This is a genomic window from Urbifossiella limnaea (assembly GCF_007747215.1).
In the GTDB taxonomy this organism is placed as follows: Bacteria; Planctomycetota; Planctomycetia; order Gemmatales; family Gemmataceae; genus Urbifossiella; species Urbifossiella limnaea.
Map to the genome: position 1 here is coordinate 2,298,285 of NZ_CP036273.1, position 18,512 is coordinate 2,316,796.

The 18,512-nt window shown below is 71.4% G+C and carries 12 protein-coding genes and 1 tRNA gene; 8 read left to right on the plus strand and 5 right to left on the minus strand.

From position 1 onward, the window contains the following. Nucleotides 1–94 precede the first annotated feature (94 nt). Entirely contained in the window at nucleotides 95–1,072 is a 978-nt protein-coding gene (locus tag ETAA1_RS09205; RefSeq protein WP_145236678.1) for a PAC2 family protein, read from the plus strand. Between the two features lie 50 nt (nucleotides 1,073–1,122). On the opposite strand, the gene ETAA1_RS09210 is transcribed toward ETAA1_RS09205, so the two are convergent. The 5 genes from ETAA1_RS09210 to ETAA1_RS09230 all read right to left on the minus strand — a co-directional run bounded on the left by ETAA1_RS09210 (nucleotide 1,123) and on the right by ETAA1_RS09230 (nucleotide 6,657). Beyond that, a tRNA-Leu gene (locus ETAA1_RS09210) sits at nucleotides 1,123–1,206 on the minus strand. 82 nt (nucleotides 1,207–1,288) lie between these two features. Next, on the minus strand, nucleotides 1,289–2,029 hold the full coding sequence (locus ETAA1_RS09215; protein ID WP_145236682.1) for a platelet-activating factor acetylhydrolase IB subunit: 741 nt from the start codon (nucleotides 2,027–2,029) through the stop codon (nucleotides 1,289–1,291). Between the two features lie 91 nt (nucleotides 2,030–2,120). Beyond that, on the minus strand, nucleotides 2,121–3,881 hold the full coding sequence (locus ETAA1_RS09220) for a multiheme c-type cytochrome (RefSeq protein ID WP_145236685.1): 1,761 nt from the start codon (nucleotides 3,879–3,881) through the stop codon (nucleotides 2,121–2,123). Next, on the minus strand, nucleotides 3,878–5,251 hold the full coding sequence (locus ETAA1_RS09225; protein WP_202920781.1) for a multiheme c-type cytochrome: 1,374 nt from the start codon (nucleotides 5,249–5,251) through the stop codon (nucleotides 3,878–3,880). Before ETAA1_RS09225 ends, ETAA1_RS09220 begins: the two co-directional genes overlap by 4 nt. Nucleotides 5,252–5,304: 53 nt before the next feature. Continuing rightward, nucleotides 5,305–6,657, minus strand: coding sequence for a multiheme c-type cytochrome (locus ETAA1_RS09230; RefSeq protein ID WP_202920782.1), 1,353 nt, complete (start codon nucleotides 6,655–6,657; stop codon nucleotides 5,305–5,307). Nucleotides 6,658–6,857: 200 nt separating this feature from the next. Between ETAA1_RS09230 and ETAA1_RS09235 the strand changes: the two genes are divergently transcribed. From ETAA1_RS09235 to ETAA1_RS31740, 7 genes are all read left to right on the plus strand, one after another. After that, nucleotides 6,858–7,826: a hypothetical protein gene (locus tag ETAA1_RS09235; RefSeq protein ID WP_145236693.1), complete on the plus strand. Its 969-nt coding sequence runs from the start codon at nucleotides 6,858–6,860 to the stop codon at nucleotides 7,824–7,826. A 3-nt stretch (nucleotides 7,827–7,829) separates the two neighbouring features. Then, the gene (locus tag ETAA1_RS09240; RefSeq protein ID WP_145236696.1) at nucleotides 7,830–9,353 is read left to right on the plus strand and encodes a cytochrome c3 family protein; all 1,524 of its coding nucleotides are present in this window, start codon (nucleotides 7,830–7,832) and stop codon (nucleotides 9,351–9,353) included. 28 nt (nucleotides 9,354–9,381) lie between these two features. Then, entirely contained in the window at nucleotides 9,382–11,628 is a 2,247-nt protein-coding gene (locus ETAA1_RS09245; protein ID WP_145236698.1) for an NADH-ubiquinone oxidoreductase-F iron-sulfur binding region domain-containing protein, read from the plus strand. A gap of 115 nt (nucleotides 11,629–11,743) precedes the next feature. Further along, nucleotides 11,744–14,656, plus strand: coding sequence for a 4Fe-4S dicluster domain-containing protein (locus ETAA1_RS09250; RefSeq protein WP_145236701.1), 2,913 nt, complete (start codon nucleotides 11,744–11,746; stop codon nucleotides 14,654–14,656). Then, nucleotides 14,653–15,885: an FtsX-like permease family protein gene (locus ETAA1_RS09255; RefSeq protein WP_145236703.1), complete on the plus strand. Its 1,233-nt coding sequence runs from the start codon at nucleotides 14,653–14,655 to the stop codon at nucleotides 15,883–15,885. The genes ETAA1_RS09250 and ETAA1_RS09255 overlap by 4 nt, the downstream gene beginning before the upstream one ends. Beyond that, nucleotides 15,882–17,096 (plus strand): ABC transporter permease DevC, encoded by a 1,215-nt coding sequence (gene devC / locus ETAA1_RS09260; RefSeq protein WP_145236705.1) that lies wholly within the window; start codon nucleotides 15,882–15,884, stop codon nucleotides 17,094–17,096. The genes ETAA1_RS09255 and devC overlap by 4 nt, the downstream gene beginning before the upstream one ends. A 12-nt stretch (nucleotides 17,097–17,108) precedes the next feature. After that, nucleotides 17,109–18,491 (plus strand): ATP-binding cassette domain-containing protein, encoded by a 1,383-nt coding sequence (locus ETAA1_RS31740; RefSeq protein WP_202920784.1) that lies wholly within the window; start codon nucleotides 17,109–17,111, stop codon nucleotides 18,489–18,491. Nucleotides 18,492–18,512 lie beyond the last annotated feature (21 nt).

The following is an 18,512-nucleotide window of genomic DNA, read 5'->3' on the forward strand; positions in this document are numbered from 1 at the left end:
CATCCTGTTCTCATCGTCGCCGCGCGGCGACGGGGCGCGCCTAAAATACCCCAGTGGGGCCGACCGCCCCCGAGGCAGAAAGCGAGCGTGGCCCGTGCCGGAGAACCTGAAACTCACCCGTCCGTGGCTCGTGGCCGTGTGGCCCGGTATGGGGCACGTCGGCATCAACGCCGGCGTTTACCTCCTCTCCAAACTCGGCATGTCGGAGGTCGCCGAGCTCGAAACCGGCGAGACGTTCGACGTCGACTCGGTGACCGTGGAGAACGGCCTGATCGGGGCCGTCCGCAGGCCGCGGAGCCGGCTGTTTCTGTGGAACGACCCGGCGGGGAAGCACGACCTGGTCGTCCTCGTCGGTGAGGCCCAGCCGCCGGCCGGGAAGTACGCCTTCTGCCGTCGCGTGATCGACGCCGCTCGACAGGCCGGCGTGGAGCGGGTGTTCACGTTCGCCGCGATGGCGACTCAGATGCACCCGTCGCACGACTCGCGCGTCTTCGCCGCGGCCACCGACCAGGCCAACCTCGACGAGCTGAAGCGGCTCGAACTCGACGTCGTGCAGGAGGGCCAAATATCCGGCCTGAACGGCGTGCTGCTGGGCGTCGCGGCCGAGGCCGGGCTGCCGGGGGCGTGTCTGCTCGGGGAGATGCCACACATCTTCGCGCAGGTGCCGTTCCCGAAGGCGTCGCACGCCGTGCTCGAAGCGTTCACCACGCTCGCCGGCATCGAGCTCGACCTGTCCGAATTGGCGTCGCTGGCCCGCAACGTGGAGGAGCAGCTGGGCGAGGTGCTGGCCCGCGTCGAGGAGCGGTTCGGCGACCAGGAGGATGAGGACGACGAAGACGACGACAGTGAGGCGGTGGCGGAAGCCGAGGAGCCGGAGGCGGGCGACGAGCCAAGCCCGGCGGCGCGTCGGCCGTCGGCGCGTGCGCGGGTGGAAGAGCTGTTCGTGGCGGCGGCCGCGGACCGCTCGAAGGCGTTCGAGCTGAAGCAGGCGCTGGACCGCTTCGGCCTGTTCCGCGAGTACGAGGACCGCTTCCTCGACCTGTTCAAGAAGGCCGGCGAGGCGGGGGCGTGAAAGCGAAAGGGGTCGCGGCTTTCGCCGCAACCCCTTGTCTGAAATCACAGTGCCGAGGAGAGGACTTGAACCTCCACGACCTTACGGCCACTAGAACCTGAATCTAGCGCGTCTGCCAATTCCGCCACCTCGGCGTTCGCCCGGCGGCCGGGCGAGCGTGGAGGTATCTTAAGCACGACTCCCGCGGCGTCAAGCGTGACGGGCGAAACCTTCCCGTTACCGCTTCATCAGGTCCGCCACCGGCCCCTTGATCGCGTCCGCCCAGATGGCGTAACCCTTGCCCGACAGGTGCAGGTAGTCCGGCATCACCTCGCGGCTCAGGCTGCCGTCCTTCTCCAGGAACTTGGCGCCGATGTCCAGGTACTTCACCGCCTTGCCGTCGTCCAGCTTGGCGATGCGGTCGTTGATCTGCTTGATCTTCGGCTGCAGGTCCATCGCCGGCACCGACTTGGATTCCTTCGTCGACTTGCCGGCGCGGGGGAAGACGCCGAGCAGCAGCACCTTCGTCTCCGGCCGCTGCTTACGGAGTTCCTTGACGATCGCGGTCACGCCCTCGGCGATCTGGTCGGGCGAGTTCGACCCGCTGTTGTTGGTGCCGATCATCAGCACGGCCACCTTCGGGTTGATCCCCTCCAACTCCTTCCCCTCGGTGATCCGCCAGAGGACGTGCTCGGTGCGGTCGCCGCCGATGCCGAAGTTGGCCGCCTTCATCGGCTCGAACGTCTCCTTCCACGCCGCCTTGCCGCCGCCCTCCCAGCCCTGCGTGATGGAGTCGCCAAGGAAGAGCACGTCCACGTCGCCCTTGGCGGCGCGCTTGACGAACGACTCGTGCCGCCCCTGCCAGCCCTTGTCGGGCTTCGACACGGCCTTGGTGGCGGGGTTGGGGGCGTCCTGGCCGAACGCGGCGAAGGACGCCACCGTCAGGACGAACAGCGGGGCGCAGAACCGTCGGGTCATTGGGCGGGCTCCGGGGAGGGGAGAACGGGCAGAGCCCGGGGGCGGGCGCCCCCGGGCTCTCGGTGGTGTAGTGATGCGCGCCGCGGGCGGCTCACTTCTTCGGCCGTAGGTCCGCGAACGCGGCCCCGAAGCGGCCGGCCTCGAAGGCGTTGAACGTCTTCATCCGCTCCTGCAACCGGATGTCGACGGATTGCAGGGTCGGGCTCGGGTGCGTCGTCGTCGGCGTCACCTCGTAGGTGAACTTCGCACCTGGCCGGAGCCGCGTCACCACGATGCCGGCGAGCTTGGCGTGCAGGGCGGCCACCGCCGGGGGGGGCGACTGTGGGGCGTCCTTCGGCGACGGTGGCGGGCCGGCCCCGTCCAGTGCCAGCGTCTCGTAGGCCCAGGCGTACAGCTGCGCCACCTCGGGGTCGGCCACGGGCCGGCCCGCGGCGGCGACCACGGCGTCGAGCAGCTTGTCGCGCGCCGCCGCGTCGTAGGTCAGCTTCCGCACCGCGGCGAGTGTTTCGTCCGACAGCTTCGTGCCGTTGGCGACGGCCTTCTGGATCAGCGCCGGGTCGCCGAACGTCTTCGCACCGAACGCCTTCGCCAGCTCCTTCTCGACCTCCAGCAGCGCGGCGCCGCGGCCGGCCAGAGCTTCACCCCCCTGGACGCCGGCAGCGTGGTCGGCGATCACCCGGGCCAGTGCGAAGGGCGCCGGGCGGAACAGCGGCCGACCCGGCGGGCCGACGTAGCCGCGGGCCTGGCGGTCGCTCGGGTACTTGAGGTCGTGGTGGCAGGCGTAGCAGTCGAACGCCGAGAAGTCGAGGCCGCCGCCGGTCTTCTCGGCGTCGGCGGCGAGCTGCGCCGTCAGGTCGAGGTTTGCCCGCAGGGTGGCGACCGTGGACTCGGCGAACCGCCGGGCCACGGCCGACTCGCCGGCCTTGTAGTGGAACGTGTTCCAGACCTTGGCCGCGTCGCGCTTCGCCAGTGCCGTGATGAACGGCATCTCGGACGCGAGCCCCCAGTGACGCGGCTGCTCTCGGGTGTACGCGAGCAGGTCGAGCGGCGGCAGCGGCGGGTGACCGGCGGCGTAGAACTCGTGGGCGACGAACCGGCCCTCCGCGAGGTTGCCGACGTGGCACGACGCGCACCGGGCCGCGGCGACGGCCGGGTCGCGGAGGTTCGCCAGCCCCCAGGCCGCTTTGCGGGCCGGGTCGGCGTCGCGCCAGGGGACGTACTTCGTGGACTCGTCCGGGTCCGGGTTGCCGTCGATCAGCACCGGGTCGCGGTGCGGGGAGCGGTACGCGCTGCCGTGGCCGTGGCACATCTCGCATCCGACGCCCTCGGTCGTGACGAACGACGAGGGCGCCCACTTCGCTACCCGCGCCGGGGTGACCGGGAACTTCGAGGTCGCGTGGCACGCCAGGCAGCGAGTGTCGCCGGTGACCGTGTAGTCGTCCTTGCCGTAGGCCCGGCGGAGGTTGTCTTCCATGATGGTGGCGGTGCGGTTGGCCTCGGCCTTCGACTTCCCCTTGTTGCGGTCCGTGAGGAGGTTCTTGTACGCTTCGGCGTGCAGGTCGTGGGCCTGCCACACCTTGTTTTCCCAGAGGCGGACGAAGGTGAAGCCCTTCGTCTCCTGGTACAACTCGACCTTCTCCGGGGTCTCCTCGCTGTGGCACGTCTTGCACTCGGACGCGCCGATCCAAGCGACTTCGCTCTCCGCCGGCGGAGCGGGCGGGATCGTCTTTCGCGCGCCGGCCGGCTGTGCGGCGCCCGCGGAGAAGCCGCCGGCCGCGAGGCCGACGACCACCCCGAACACCAGGGCCAGAACCCCGACCGCCCGCCCCATCCGTTCCGCCTGCGTGGTCATCGGTCCCCCCCGAGCAGCCGGCCGAAATTCGCCTGCACCTGCGTCAGTCTAGTGGCGTCGAACCCGCGCGGGCTGTCCCACCGCCCACTTGTTGCCGGCGGGAACCGCAGCCCGTCTCGAATCTGCACCAGCGGCGCCTCCCAGGCCGGGTTCGCGGCGCGGCCGCCGGCGGAGTGGTAGACGGCGGCACACCCCAGGTATTGCTGCGCCAGCGAATCCCAGTCCGCGGCCGACGCCGACGCCTGTGCCAGCTCCGCGGCGACTCGCCGTGCGGTGCCGGTGGGAACTACTAGCCGGCCGGCGTCGTCGGCGTCCCGCGTGGCGGCGAGCCAGCGGTCGAGGGCGGCGACCAGCGCGGCGGCCTTCTCCTTCGCCGCGGCGCGCGGCGGGTTCGGGCGGTTCATCACGGCTTGCAGCGCCGTCAGTTCCTTCTCGATGCCGGCGCGGTAGCCGGGGGTGAGATCAAAGGCGGGGCCGGCGGCGGCGGTGTACCACGCCTCCCACGCCGGCCAGCCGAGGGCGCGGGTCGGCGACGCGCCGCCCTTCGGGTCGCGGTCGGCGACCGACTGGTGGCAGGCGTAGCAGCTCTGCCCCGCGAACTCGGGCCAGGGGCCGGCGCGGTCGGCGCGTGCCCGCAGCAGGTCGGCCGCAGCGCGGAGGCTGGCGACCTGCCCGACGGCCCACGCCTTGACCTCGAAGCCGGTGTCCGCGGCGGGGTCGGTCCAGTGCTTCCGGTACATCGGGCTGCTCTGGAAGCGTGCCATCTCGAAGTTCAGCCGCGGGTGGCCGGCGGCGATCAGGTCGTGGTCCACGTCGCGGGTGGCGTCGCCGACGTGACAGCCGACGCAGGCCGAGGCGCGGGCGACGACGTTCTTGGTCGGCACGAACCCGGTGGCGGCCTTTTCGCGGTTGCTCAGCGCCTTCCACTCCGGGAGGTAGTGAACGGTCAACCACTTCTCCTCAGGGCCGTGGCACCCCGCGCAACCGACACCCTCCGCGACGGCGCCCGCTTCCGCGCCGGGGACGGCGTGGCACTTCAAGCAGGTGGGGTTGGTGTGGGCGGGGCCGCAGCCGAGGAGCCTGGCGATGCGAACGGAGTCGGCGTTGAACAGGACGCGGTAGGCGTTGGCGTGCGGGTCGTGGGGGACCGGCGGCACGCGGGTGAGGTCGGCGGCCCAAGTGGAGTGCTCGCTGAACCGCTCGCCGGCCCGGCCGCCGCCGTGGCACGACGCCGCGGCGCAACCAAGCCCGCCCGCGGTGGGAGCAGGTGCGGGGGCCGCTTGTTCCGCCGCCGGGGCTGGCGGTGTGGGGCCGAACAACGCGCCGGCGGCGAGGCCGGCGCCGGCGAGGAGGCAAACCGCGGTTCGCACGGCTGGTCTCGCGGTCGTGGGTCGCATCCGTGCGGGGAATCCTGTGGCGGCCGCTACCTTACCAGCGCCCGAACCGCGTCCGCGGCGCCGGGCGGCAGGTCGAACCGCACTGTGCCGCGCGGCAGCGTCAGCAGCTTCGCGGCCGCGGCGAACGCGGCCGGGTCACGCGTCGCCTTCGAGCGCTCGAAGGCGGCGGCTCCGTGGTAGACCTGCTCCGTCAGGTCTCGGTCCCACTCGCCAGCCGGGAGTGCCTTCGTGAACCACTCGCGGGCGAATGCCGTCCCGGAAGCACGCAGCGCCGCCAGTTCTGCCGCCGCCCTCGTCGCAGCCGCTTCCGCGCCGGCATTCGGTCGCGGGCCGCGCATTGCTGTGCGAACGCTCGACAGTGACGGCACCATCCGATCGACCGGCCAGATCGGCTGCCACGGCACCGAGCCGAGCGGCCGACCATTCGGCGCTGGGTACGCGGCGCCAGAGTCGCCGATGCGGTGGTGGCACGCGACGCAACTGTACTCGGCGAACTCCGGCCACGGGTCCGCACGCTTCGCCCGGTCGGCGGTCAGTTTGCACGCCGCCTCCGCGTGCGCAACCCGCCCGATCAGCCAGGCCCGCGTCTCAAAATCGGGGTCGGGGCGACTCTCCGGCTTACTCCGGTCGCGCTCGTACCAGTGCTTCGGCAGGATGAACTGGTACGTGGCGAAGTCGAAGTTCAATCGCGGGTGACCGGCCGCGATCATGTCGTGGTTCATGTCACGCAGCGGCAGCCCGTTCCCCGCCGGGGCGCCGACGTGACACCCGACGCACGCCAGGGCACGCTCGCCGAGCTCGTACAGCTTCGACATCCCGCCCGCGTCGTACCCGGCGGGGCGAGTCGGTGCCGTGAAGCCGGTGTGCGACTGGAGCCAGCCGCTGGCGTTGCCGTGGCAGGCCTCGCAGCTCACCCCCTCGGCGCGGAGCGAAACGGCGTGGGGGTCGTTGTTCGTTGCGAGGGTCGGGTTGGTGTGGCAGGCCAGGCAGCGGGCCTCGGCCGTCGCCTTCACCTTCGGCACGCCGGGCGACGCCTCGCCGGTCAGGGCGATCATCATCTTCGTCGCCAGTTCGCCGTCCAGCACCACGTAGGCCCGGCGGTGCGGGTCGGCGGCGGCCCACACGAGCGCCGACGAGGCCCAACTCGTCGGCGTGGGGCCGGTGCGGAACACGTCGCTACCGGGGGCACCGTGACAGCCGACGGACGAGCACCCACCCTGACCGACGGCGCGGCCGACGACCGCGGGAACCGCCTTGTCTTCGGGGCGTGTGGTCGCAGTTCCTTGGACGCCGGCTGCGGGGCGGACGGTCGCCCAGCACGCGGCCGTGACCAGCACGGCCGGTGCGAACACGGCGAGAACGGAGCCGGTACGCGTCATGCGGTGCGGGCCGGTCGGGGGGTGGAAAAGACGACGGTAGTTTCCCATTTTTCCCGGTCGGTACAAGCCCGCGGACGCATTTTCCGCTATCCTCCCCGCACGCCGCCCCGCACGGACCGACCTTCACCGTTCTGCGACAGGCCGTTGACACCGGGGCGGGGCGTGGTAGCATCCGGCTGTTTCACCCGGTGGGGTTCCGCGTGCTCCTCAGCAAGAACTGGCCCGTCGGCCGCCGGGTGGCCGTGGTCCTCGCCGCCACCGCCGCCGCCGCGCTCGTGCCCTACGCGGTCATGCGGCTGACCGGCCGGTGGGTGGCGCCGAGCAGCCCCGCCGGCGTGCTCCTCGGGCTCGTCGGCGCCGCCATCATCTTCTTCGAGATGGCCCTGTACGTGCGGAAGAAACTCCGCCGCTTCAAGGGCTGGCCGCCGATCCTGTGGAACGTCCGCCTGTGGCTGTGGGTCCACGTCGTCCTCGGCATCGCCGTGCTGCCGATCATCCTGGTTCACGGCGGGTACGGCCTCGGCGGGTTCGTACCGGCCGCGACGATGCTCCTGTTCATCGCCACCATCGCCAGCGGCGTCTGGGGGCTCGTCGTCCAGCAGTGGCTGCCCCAAACGCTCATCGACGAGGTGCCCGACGAGACGGTCGCGTCGCAGGTGGACCGCGTGGCCGCGGGGTACATCGGCAAGAAGCCGGTGGTGTGGTCGGCGGACAACGACCGCGACCGCACCGGCGAGGTGTTCCGGCTGCTGGAGTCGCTGACGCTCGAAGGTGCCGAACCCGGCGAGGTGCTGCCGGTGCCGGGCGGCGGGGCGGTGGTGGCGGCGCGGTCGGAGGCGCTGGTCCGCGGCAAGCCGGCCGAGGAGCTGTGGCTGTTCTGCGAAGGGATTCTCGTACCGTACCTGGAGCGCGGCCGGGCGTCGGTGTCGCCGCTGAAGTCGGAGTACGACGCCCGCCGCCGCTTCGCCCAGCTCCGCGAGACGCTACCCGCCGAGGCGTTCCCCGCGATCGACCGGCTGGAGCAGCTGGCCCAGTACCGCCGCGAGTGGGACACGCAGCGGCGGGTGAACGGCTGGCTGCACGCCTGGGTGCCGGTCCACCTCGGCCTGTCCGCGGCAATGACCGGGCTGATGATCGTCCACGCGGTCCGCGCCCTGAAGTACTGGTAACCCATGCCACGCTCGCCGAGCCGCGATCGGTCCGACCGCTTCACCGGGTTCCGCGGCTACGTCCGCGTGCCGGACGCCTACGCCCGCGCCAAGTCGGTGGCGCTGCTGTCGGCCGGCGTGCTGCTCGGGCTGTGGCTGGTGGTCGAGGCGGCCCACCCGCGGGCCGGGGCGTTCCACACGCACGGCGAGCTGGCCAACCCGCACGCCGCGTGGGACCAGGACTGCGCCGCGTGCCACCGCTCGCAGGGGATCGGCGACTTCAGCCTGTCGAACGTGCTGAACGCCCGCGACCGCTGGCACGACCTGACGTGTACGAAGTGCCACGCCGGCCCGCCGCACCACGCCACCGTGGCCGACACCGCGTTCCACGACCGCTGCTCGAACTGCCACCACGACCACGCCGGCCGCACGACTTCGCTCACGGACATCTCGGACGAGCACTGCGTGCGCTGCCACCAAAACCTACCGGCGGCGCACGTCGCGGGGCAGAGCGGCTACGAGGCCGTCGTCACCGCCTTCGCGGGGAACCACCCCGAGTTCCGCGTGCTCCGGGACTACCCGCCCGGCCAGAACTACACGCCGCGGAAGTTGAAGTTCAGCCACGCCGTTCACATGACGCCGGGCCTGACGAACCGCATGACCACAGAGCGCGTCGCGCAGCTGGGCGGCCCCGACGCCGCGAAGCGCTACGAGGGGTACAACACGGCCGAGGGCATCGCCCTGAACTGCGCCGCCTGCCACCAGCTCGACGCCCAGGCGCCCGATCATCCCGGCGTGCCGCGGGCCGAGGGGGCGTATTACCTGCCGATCAAGTTCGAGAACCACTGCCAGTCGTGCCACCCGCTCGCGGCTCCGCCGGGAAAGGCGGGCACCGCCGTGGTGGACGGATTCCCCGTCCCGCACCAGTCGGAGGGCGGCAGCCTCGCGGCGCTCCTCCGCGGCGGGTACGCCGCGAACCTGCTCAGGGCGAGCCCGGCCGCCGCGAAAGCGCCACTGCCCGGCGGCCGTCTCGACCCCGCCCCCGCGCCGAAGGAACTGACCGAGTTCGGGGCCGCCGTGGATTCGCTCACCAGCACCGCGCAGAACCAACTGCACGGCGGCGGTGCGACGTGCGGTAAGTGCCACTACCCGACACCCGGCGGCGCCTCCTTGCCGGGGGTCTCGAAGTTGCCGCAGCACACCGTGTGGTTCCAGCACGCGAAGTTTAACCACGTCAGCCACCGCGGGCTGACGTGCGCCGAGTGCCACCCCGGCACCGGTCGCCCCGCCGCGCCGATCGGCAGCGTCAACGAGGTGGAGCCGATCGCCATCCGCGGGGTGAAGTCGTGCCAGGCGTGCCACGCCCCCGCCGGCACGCCGGTGGTGCAGGACGACGGCACGACGACGTTCGCGGCCGGGGTGCGGCACCGGTGCACCGACTGCCACCGCTACCACAACGGCGACCGCCCGCTGCACGGCCTCGGCAGCCCCCGCCGCGACCCGCAGACGCCCCAGACGCTTGCCGACTTCCTCAAGGGCGGGAAGTAGCCCCCTGCTTTCTTCGCCGCTCGCGGCGATGCACCGGACCGCCGCCATGATGATCGTGAAGCGACTCCGCGAGATCCAGAACCGGTACGGCTTCCTGCCGGACCGCGAACTGGCCCAGCTCGCGCGCCTCGTCGGCGTGCCGATGTACCGCATCGAGGAGGTCGCCAGCTTCTTCCCCGCGTTCCGCCAGGAGCGCGACAAGCCGGCCGTCCTCGAAGTCCGCGTCTGCCGCGACGTGACCTGCGCCCACAAGGGCGCCGGCAACCTCCTCAACAGTAAGACCGGCCTCCTGACGCTGTGCAACGACGACGCCATCGCGGCGGACCTGGCAAAGAACGCCCCCGGCTGGGCGGAGGAAGCCCGTAAGGCACCCGGCGGCAAGCGCATCGAGCTGCCGACGCCGTCGCCCGACCGCTGCAAACTGGTCGTCGAAGGGGTGTCGTGCCTCGGCCGCTGCGACCGCGCTCCGGCCGTGTGGGTCGAGCGCAACCCGATGCCGGCCGACGAGCACCACCACGCGTGGGTGTTCGCCCGCAAGGCCGGCGAGAAGGCCGACGCCTTCCGCCAGCGGATGGAAGCCACCATCCGCGCCATCGCCGCCGGCGGGCACGTCGAGCCGGACACCGATTCGACATACGAGCCCGGCACGAACGTCGAGTACGGGATGCCGGCGCTGCCGCCCGACCCGCGGGCGCGGTCGCTGGCCGAGTTCGAACTTCCGGACGAGCTGCCGAGCGCGAAGTGGGAGATCGACTGTTACGCCACCCAGAACCACCCGCGCGACTACCGCGGGGTCAAGGAAGTGGCGAACTGGCTGGCCGAGCGCCCGGAGACGGCCCGCCAGTTGAAGGACGGCGAGCAGCCGGTGCCGCTCCCGCCCGACGGCCTCGGCGGCGACAAGCTCAAAGACTGGGTGAAGGCCAACCACCCGTTCCTGGCCGAGCTCGCGGCGTCGAACCTGCTCGGCATGGGTGGCGCCGGCGAGCCGGCCTACGACAAGTGGTCGCAGCTGCTCCTCGCTCGCGGCAAGGGGCCGGACAAGTACATCGTTTGTAACGGGGACGAAAGCGAGCCCGGCACCTTCAAGGACCGCGAACTGCTTCTGCGGACGCCGCACCTCATCGTCGAAGGGCTGATCCTCGCCGGGCTGCTGACGGGGGCGACGGCCGGGTACATCTACATTCGCCACGAGTACCACGAACAGATTCACGCGATCGACACCGAGATCAAGCGCGCGGAGCGGCTCGGCGCGTGCGGGCCGGACGTGTTCGGCAGCGGCATCAGCTTCCGCGCCGAGGTGTTCGAGAGCCCCGGCGGCTACATCTGTGGCGAGCAGAGCGCCCTGATCGAGGCGATGGAAGACAAGCGCGGCCAGCCGCGCCAGCGGCCGCCCGAACTGCAAACCAATGGTCTGTGGGACCAGCCGACGGTCGTGAACAACGTCGAGACGCTGGGGTGGGTCCCGTACATCATTACCCGCAAGGGCAAGTCCTACGCCGGCGCCGGGTACAAGGTGCCGGGCACGGAGGCGGCGTTCGGCGGCCGGCGGCTGTTCTCGATCAGCGGTGACGTGAAGCGGCCGGGCGTGTACGAGGTGCCGGTCGGCATCCCGCTCGGCGAGGTGTTCGACGACCCGAAGTACTGCGGCGGCGTGCCGAACGGCCTGTTCGCGGTCGCCCCGTCGGGGCCGTCGAGCGGTATCGTGCCTGCTGCGATTCCCATCGCCCCCGTACCCGACGCGGCCGGTTATGACGCGTGGCTGGCGAAGGTGCTCGGCAGCTTCCGGAGCCCGGCCGAGAAGGCGGCGATGGAGCGGATCGCCAAGAATCACCTGCCGCCCGGCGCGACGACTCTCGACATCCGCCAGCTGCCGATGGATTTGAACTTCTTCCGCGGCGTGAACGGGGCGTTGCGCTTGAAGGTGGGCATCGCGCTGGGGGCGGCCATCGTCGTGTACGCCACCGGCACGGACGCGCTGTCGCAGGCGGTGAACTACACGCGGTTCTTCCGCAACGAGTCGTGCGGGAAGTGCGTGCCGTGTCGGCTCGGGTCGCAGAAGCTGTACCAGATCGGCCTCGACCTGATCCGCCAGCGCGCCGCCGGTCAGGCGTTCAGCACGTCGGACCTGAAGGGCGTCGGCGAGGACGTGAAGACGCTGACCGAGGCGATGGCGCAGACCAGCATCTGCGGGCTGGGCCAGATCGCCCCGGTACCGATGGCGTCGGCGCTGGAGTACTTCCTGCTGCCGGCGGCGCAGGCCGCGAAGGGGTCGTGACGCAGGCGAGCGGCCCGCGCGAGCGGGCTGCTGGTAATCGCACCAGTGGCGCTCAGGAACAGCCCGCTCACGCGGGCCGCTCGCCCGGCGAGCGTTCGACGACAAGGACAGACCGATGCCCGACCCCGCCACCCCCGCGCCCGACGACGACGGCTACGAACTCGTCGGCCCGGACACCACCTCGAACCTGTCGTCCGACGAGGACGACGTGCTCGTCCGCAAGGAGCGGGCCACCGCCGAGCAGTTCAAGGAACTGATCGAGGTCGTCCTCGACGGCTACGCCGTCACCGTGCCCAAGGCCGTCCCCAAGACCGACTCCGCGGGGGCCGAGCTGCGCGACGCCACCGGCAACCTGATCCCGCGCGCCACCACCGTTTACGACGCCGGCCGCGAACTCGTCCGCCTGGGCCGCTGGACCGAGACGGAACTCCGCGAGCGGCTGCCGGTGTTGTGCCACATGTCGCACCTCAACCCCGTCGCCGTGTGCCGCGTCTGCTCCGTCCACGTCGTGAAGGTGAAGAAGGGGACGAAGCGCGCCGAGCGGAAGCTGTTCCCCGCGTGCCACCTCGAAGTCAGCACCGGCCTCGAAGTCACCACCCGCCTCGGGGCCGAGCGGCACGAGCCGGAGCGGCTCAAGGCGATGCCCGAGAAGGAGCAGTCGAGCCTCGGCGACACCGCGAAGAAGGTGCAGAAGTCGGTCAGCCTCGTCGTCGAGATGCTGTACGCCGACCACAAGCCGGAGACCGTCCGCTGGCAGGACGACGGGCGGGAGTACAAGGAAAGCAAGCGCTACGAGAACGAGTTGCAGGCGGTCGCCGCCCGCATCGGCGTGACGAAGGTGCGCGACCGGTTGAAGCGGCCCGAGGGGGCGTTCAGCCGCAACCGGATGGCCCAGGACATCCCGAGCGACACCGACCCGAACCGCCCCCACACCAAGCCGCTCCGCCGCATCCCGCTCGACCTGCTTGCCCCGACGGTGCCCGGCCACGAGACCCTCAGCCGCGAGGCCGACGCCGCCTGGGCCGCGTGGAACCGTGTCGTCGACGAGCGCTTCCCGTACTCGTCGCGCACCGTGGTCGTGGACCACGACAAGTGCATCCTGTGCGACCGCTGCGTCCGCTCGTGCTCGGAGGTCAAACCGTTCCAGGTCATCGGCCACACCGGCAAGGGGTACGCCACCCGGGTCAGCTTCGACCTCGACTTCCTGATGGGGCCGCGCGCCCGCGCCGACGGCCAGGCCGACGCCAACCTGGCGCAATCCACCTGCGTGCAGTGCGGCGAGTGCATGACCAGCTGCCCCACCGGGGCGCTGTCGCTCCGCCGCCGGGTGCAGCCGCGGGCGTGGGACGACTCGCCGGAGCTGATCCCGCAGAACCCCAACATCCCGTTCCCCGAGGGCGGCGACTTCCTCACCGCGGAGGAGGTGCGGAACATCCGCGTGTACTACGTCCCGCCGGGGAAGCCGGCCGACCAGGGCCGGGTGATCGCGCCGTTCGCCTCGGTGCCGTTCGCGTACCTGAAATGGAACGAGGGGGCCGTCCGCCGGTGGGTCATCAAGCCGGGCCAGCGGAAAGTGCTGGCGTGGGGCGGCGAGTACGACACGACGGCGTTCCTCCTCACCGGCACCGGCAAGTTTAACGCCTACGAAACGGTCCGCGAGACGGTCACGCCCGGCTGGATCGGCCGGCTGCTGGGGAAGGAAGAAGAGACGGTCGTGAAGCGCGAGCTGGGGCAGAAGATCAACGCCAACCCGATCCCCGGTACCGTGCTGCTGCTGGGCGAGATGGCCCCGCTGACGCAGAAGGCCCGCAACGCCACGATCGAGGTGTTCGCCGACCCCGACGAGCCGGGCCGGACGCTGCTCGAAGTCAGCCCCGGCGAGTACGTCGCGCCGCAGCACCCGGATGCCGCGCGGGACGTCGTGGTGTACGAGGTGACGCGGAACATGCTCGACATGTTCCTCCGCGCCCGCGACACCCGGCAGGCCGTGCGCGAGGTGTACCAGCCGCGGGCCATCGAGCGCGGCGTCGCAGAGTCCAAGCTGCTGATGGGGTCGGCGCTCCTGGCGGGTCTGCCGGAAAACGAGCGGCGGGCGGTGACCGACTTCCTGGTGCGCTCGGGGAAGCTCACGTACATTTCGGCCGCCCCCGGCGAGGTGCTGCTCGCGGAGGGGGAGCGCGCCCAGGACTTCTACTTCATCCGCATCGGCAACGTCGAGCTGTACAAGACGGTGAGCGGCCGCAAGCAGGTGCTCGGCCGGCTCGGCGACGGCGACTGCATCGGCGAGATCGCGCTGCTCGGCGACGAGTTGAAGGAGGCCGGCATCCTGCCGCAGAACGCCAGCACGACGCGCCGCCAGGCGACGGTCGCGGCCATCGACCCGATCGAGTTGGTGCGCGTCCCGGGTGGCGTTTTCGACGGCATGTGCGACCGCTTCCCGCAGGTGAAGGAGTTGCTGTTCAATCTGGTCCGGCTGCGGCTCAACCCGCCGAAGACGGTTCCCGCCGAGCTGACGCCGGCGTACGTGTCGCAGGGGCTGTTCCAGGGCCAGAAGATGCTGGTGTTGGACCTCAAGAGTTGCACCCGCTGCGACGAATGCACGCGCGCCTGCGCCGACACCCACGGCGGCAACCCCCGGCTCCTCCGCGACGGGATGCGGTTCGGCGACTTCCTCGTGGCCACGTCCTGCCGGTCGTGCCACAAGCCGTACTGCATGGACGGCTGCCCCGTGGACGCGATCCACCGGAAGGGCACTCGGCTGGAGGTGCTCATCGAGAGCCACTGCATCGGCTGCGGGCTGTGCGAGCGGAACTGCCCCTACGGCTCGATCCACATGGTACCGCTCGGCAAGCCCGGCGGTGCCGGCACGGCGGTGGTGGCTCGACAGGCGGCGAACTGTGACCTGTGTGCGTCCGTCGGCGGGAAGCCGTTTTGTGTGAACGCCTGCCCGCACCACGCGGCCTTCCGCTGGGACGGCGACACCCTCCGCAACGCCGTGGCCGGGCGGATGTCGGCGGCGAAGTCGTGAGCCCCGCGGCGCTGGCGTGGCACAACCTCGCCCACAAGCGCGGCCGTACCGCCATCGCGGTCGCGGGCGTGGCCTTCGCCGTGGTGCTGGTGTTCATGGAACTCGGCCTGTACGACGGCGTCGGCCGAACCGCCGCGATGCTGTACGACGCCCTCCGCTTCGAGTTGCTCCTCGTCTCGTCCGAGTACGTGGACGTGAGCCGCACCGGCGACTTCCCCCGAGCCCGCCTCGCCCAGGCCCGCGCCGCGCCCGACGTGACCGACGCCGTCCCTGTCAGCATGGGTATCGGCACGTGGCGGATGCCGGCCCGCCGCGACCTCCTCGGCCGCGCCGTGCCCGCCGGCGGCACCCGCAGCATCAGCATCCTCGGCGTCCCGCCCGACCGCCTCGCCGACGTGTTCGCCGTGGACCGCGGCCGCGTGTTCCGCTCCCCCGCGGAAGCGGCCCGCGCCGGCAAGCTCCTCACCGGGCCCGACGCCATTCTGTTCGACACCCGCTCCAAACCCGAGTTCGGCCGCCTCGCCGACCTGATCGACGTACCCCCGGCCGGCGACCCCGCGACCGGGAACGTCCTGCGCTACAACGGCCGCCATGTCGACGTGGTGGGCGGATTCGCGCTCGGCACCGGGTTCAGCTGGAACGCCATGATCCTGACCGCCGAGCCGACGTTCGCCGCGATCACGTACCGCCCCGCGGACCGCGTCGCGTTCGGCCTCGTGTCGCTGGAGCCGGGCACCGACCCCGACGCCGCCGCGAGGACGCTGCGGGCCGCGCTGCCGGCGGACGTGCGGGTGATGACGCGCCCCGAGATCGAGGCGCACGAGAACCGCCACTGGATGCGGCTCACCTCGATCGGGCAGTTCTTACTGGTGGCGGTGGTGCTGGCCGTCGCCGTTGGGGTGATCTTCGTCTACCAGATGATGGCCGCCGACATCCGCGCCATGCTGCCGGAATACGCCACGGTGAAGGCGCTCGGCTACCGCCCGCCGTTCCTGGGCGGCGTGGTACTCGCGCAGGCCGCGTTCTTGGCCGTGCTCGGCTTCGTGCCCGGGTTCGTCGCCGCAGTCGGGCTGTACGCGGTGGCCCGCACCGTCGGCGGCATCCCGACCGAGATGACCGCTTCCCGCGCCGCCGTGGTGCTGGGTCTGACCTGCGGCATGTGCCTCGGCTCGGGCCTCCTGGCGGTGCGGAAGGTCCACGCCGCCGACCCCGCGGACTTGTTCGCATGAGCCGCATCCCGCCCGTGCCGCTGGCGTGGCGGAACCTGGTCCACGACCCGGTCCGGTTCGCCCTGTTCGCCTCCGGCATCGGCTTCGCCGTAGTGCTGATGGGCGTGCAACTCGGCATCATGAACGCGATGCTCGACGGCAACACCCGCCTGTTCCGCAGCATCGACGCCGAGTTGGTGCTACTGAACCCGGCCCGGCCGGCGCTGGTGTTCGCCGACACGTTCAGCCGCCGCCGGCTCGAGCAGGCGGCCGGCGTCCCGGGCGTGGCGTCGGTCCACGCGATCTACGTCGAGCACAACGCCAGTACTCTCCGCCACACGTCCGCCGACCCCGCCGGTCGCACGCAGACGCGCAAGCTCCGCGTCGTCGGCGTGGACCCGGCGGCGCGCGTGTTCGACCTGCCGAACCTCGACCCCGGCGGGTGGGAGGCGCTGAATCGCCCCGGCACCACGCTGTTCGACCGCCTCAGCCGCCGGAACGCCGACGCGCCCGTGGAGACGGTTTTCGGCCCGTTCGCCGTCGGCACACACACCGAGCTTGCGGGTCAAAACCTCGAACTGGCGGCGGGGTTCGACCTGGGTTTCGACTTCGCCACCGACGGCACGCTGATCCTGAACGACCGGACGTTCACCCGCACCCTGCGGGAGCCCTACTTCCCGCAGAGCCCGCAGGCCGGCGTCGACTACGCCGCGGTGCGCGTCGGGCCTGGCGCCGACCCGCTGGCCGTGCAGGACCGAATCCGCGCCGCGTTCGCCGCCGCCGCCGACGTGACGGTGCTGACGAAGGACGAACTCGTGGCGCGGGAGCGCGGCTTCTGGTGGGTGAGTACGCCGGTCGGGTTTGCGTTCGGGGCCGGTGTCGCTCTCGGGTTCGTCGTGGGCGTGGTGATCGTCTATCAAATCCTGTCGGGCGACGTGGCCGACCACCTGCCGCAGTACGCGACGCTGAAGGCGATCGGGTACCGCAACGGCTACCTGAACGGCATCGTGCTGCAAGAAGCGGGCATCCTGGCGATCACCGGCTACCTGCCCGGCCTGTTGGTGACGTGGCTGGCGTACCGGCTGCTGACGCACCTGACCGGGATGCCGCTGGAGCTGACCCCCGGCCGCGCCGGTCTGGTGTTCGCGCTGACCGCCGGGATGTGCGCCGCGTCCGGGCTACTGGCGGTGCGGCGCGTGAAGTCCGCAGACCCCGCGGACGTGTTCGGCTGACAAGGCGGTTCGATGTCGTCAACCCTCCCGCCGCCCGGCCTGCCCGTCCTCCGCATTCGCGGGGTGAACCACCACTTCGGCACCGGCGAGACGCGCACGCAGGTTCTGTTCGAGAACACACTGGAGGTGATGCCCGGCGAGCTGGTCATCATGAGCGGCCCGTCCGGCTCCGGGAAGACGACCCTGCTGACGCTCATCGGCGGCCTCCGCACGCTGCAATCCGGCGAGATCGAGGTGTGGGACGCCGGCCGCGGCGACTACGCCCGCCTCGCCGGCATGGCCGAGGAGCAGCTGGTCGGCGTCCGCAGGCTGATCGGGTTCATCTTCCAGCGGCACAACCTGTTCGACTCGCTCACCGCGATCCAGAACGTGCGGATGGCCCAGCGCCTGAAGGGCGCCGCCGACCCGGACGCCGACGCCCGCGCGCTGCTGAGCTACCTCCTTCTCGGCGACCGCGACATCGACGACAAGCCGCAGGCGGCGAAGTTCCGCAACAAACCCGCGGCGCTGTCCGGCGGGCAGCGGCAGCGCGTCGCCGTCGCGCGGGCGCTCGTCAACCGCCCGAAGCTCGTCCTCGCCGACGAGCCGACCGCGGCCCTCGACGCCAACAGCGGCTTGGCCGTCGTCACGCTGCTGAAGTGCCTCGCGCGCCGCCGGGCGCCCGAGGAGCTGATGAAGTTCGTCCGCAGCGCCGTGGACTCGGCCGACGGTGGTCGCCTGGCCGACTGGCAGGTGCCGCTGCTGGACCGCGTCGCGGCCGAGACCGGCACCACGAGCCTGATCGTGACGCACGACGCCCGCATCATGAACATGGCCGACCGGATCGTCCACATGGAGCGCGGGCGGATCGAGTCGAACGTGGTGGTGGCGGAGCGGCTGTTCGTGCGCGAGGGCCTGCGGCGGTCGCCGGTGTTCGCGGCCATCCTGCCGGACGAGCAGCAGAAGATCGCCGACCAACTGCTCGTCGGCGTTCACCCCGACCAACCGGTGCGGCCGGACCACGCCGCGACCGGGCGGGTGGAGGTGTTCGGGCCGGGGCAGGCGATCGTGCGCGAGGGCGACGCGGTGGACGAGCGGAGCAAGTTCTACCTGGTTCGCCGCGGGTCCGTGGACGTGGTGACGACCGCCGCCGACGGCACCGAACACACCCTGGACCGTATGGGGCCGGGCGGCTACTTCGGCGAGGTGGCGCTCTTGATGAACCAGCCGCGGAACGCGACGGTGCGGGCGGCGACGCGGGTGGAGGTGTACGCGGTGGACCGGACGACGTTCGACCGCTTCCGGGCCGAGAGCCGGCCGTTCATCGACCGCATCCTGACGAACTTCCTTCGCCGTGCCCCCGACGCCGGCCCCGCCGAGCGGCCGGGCGGGCCGCTACACGAAGCCGGGGGCTGACGCCCCCGGCTCGACGGTCGC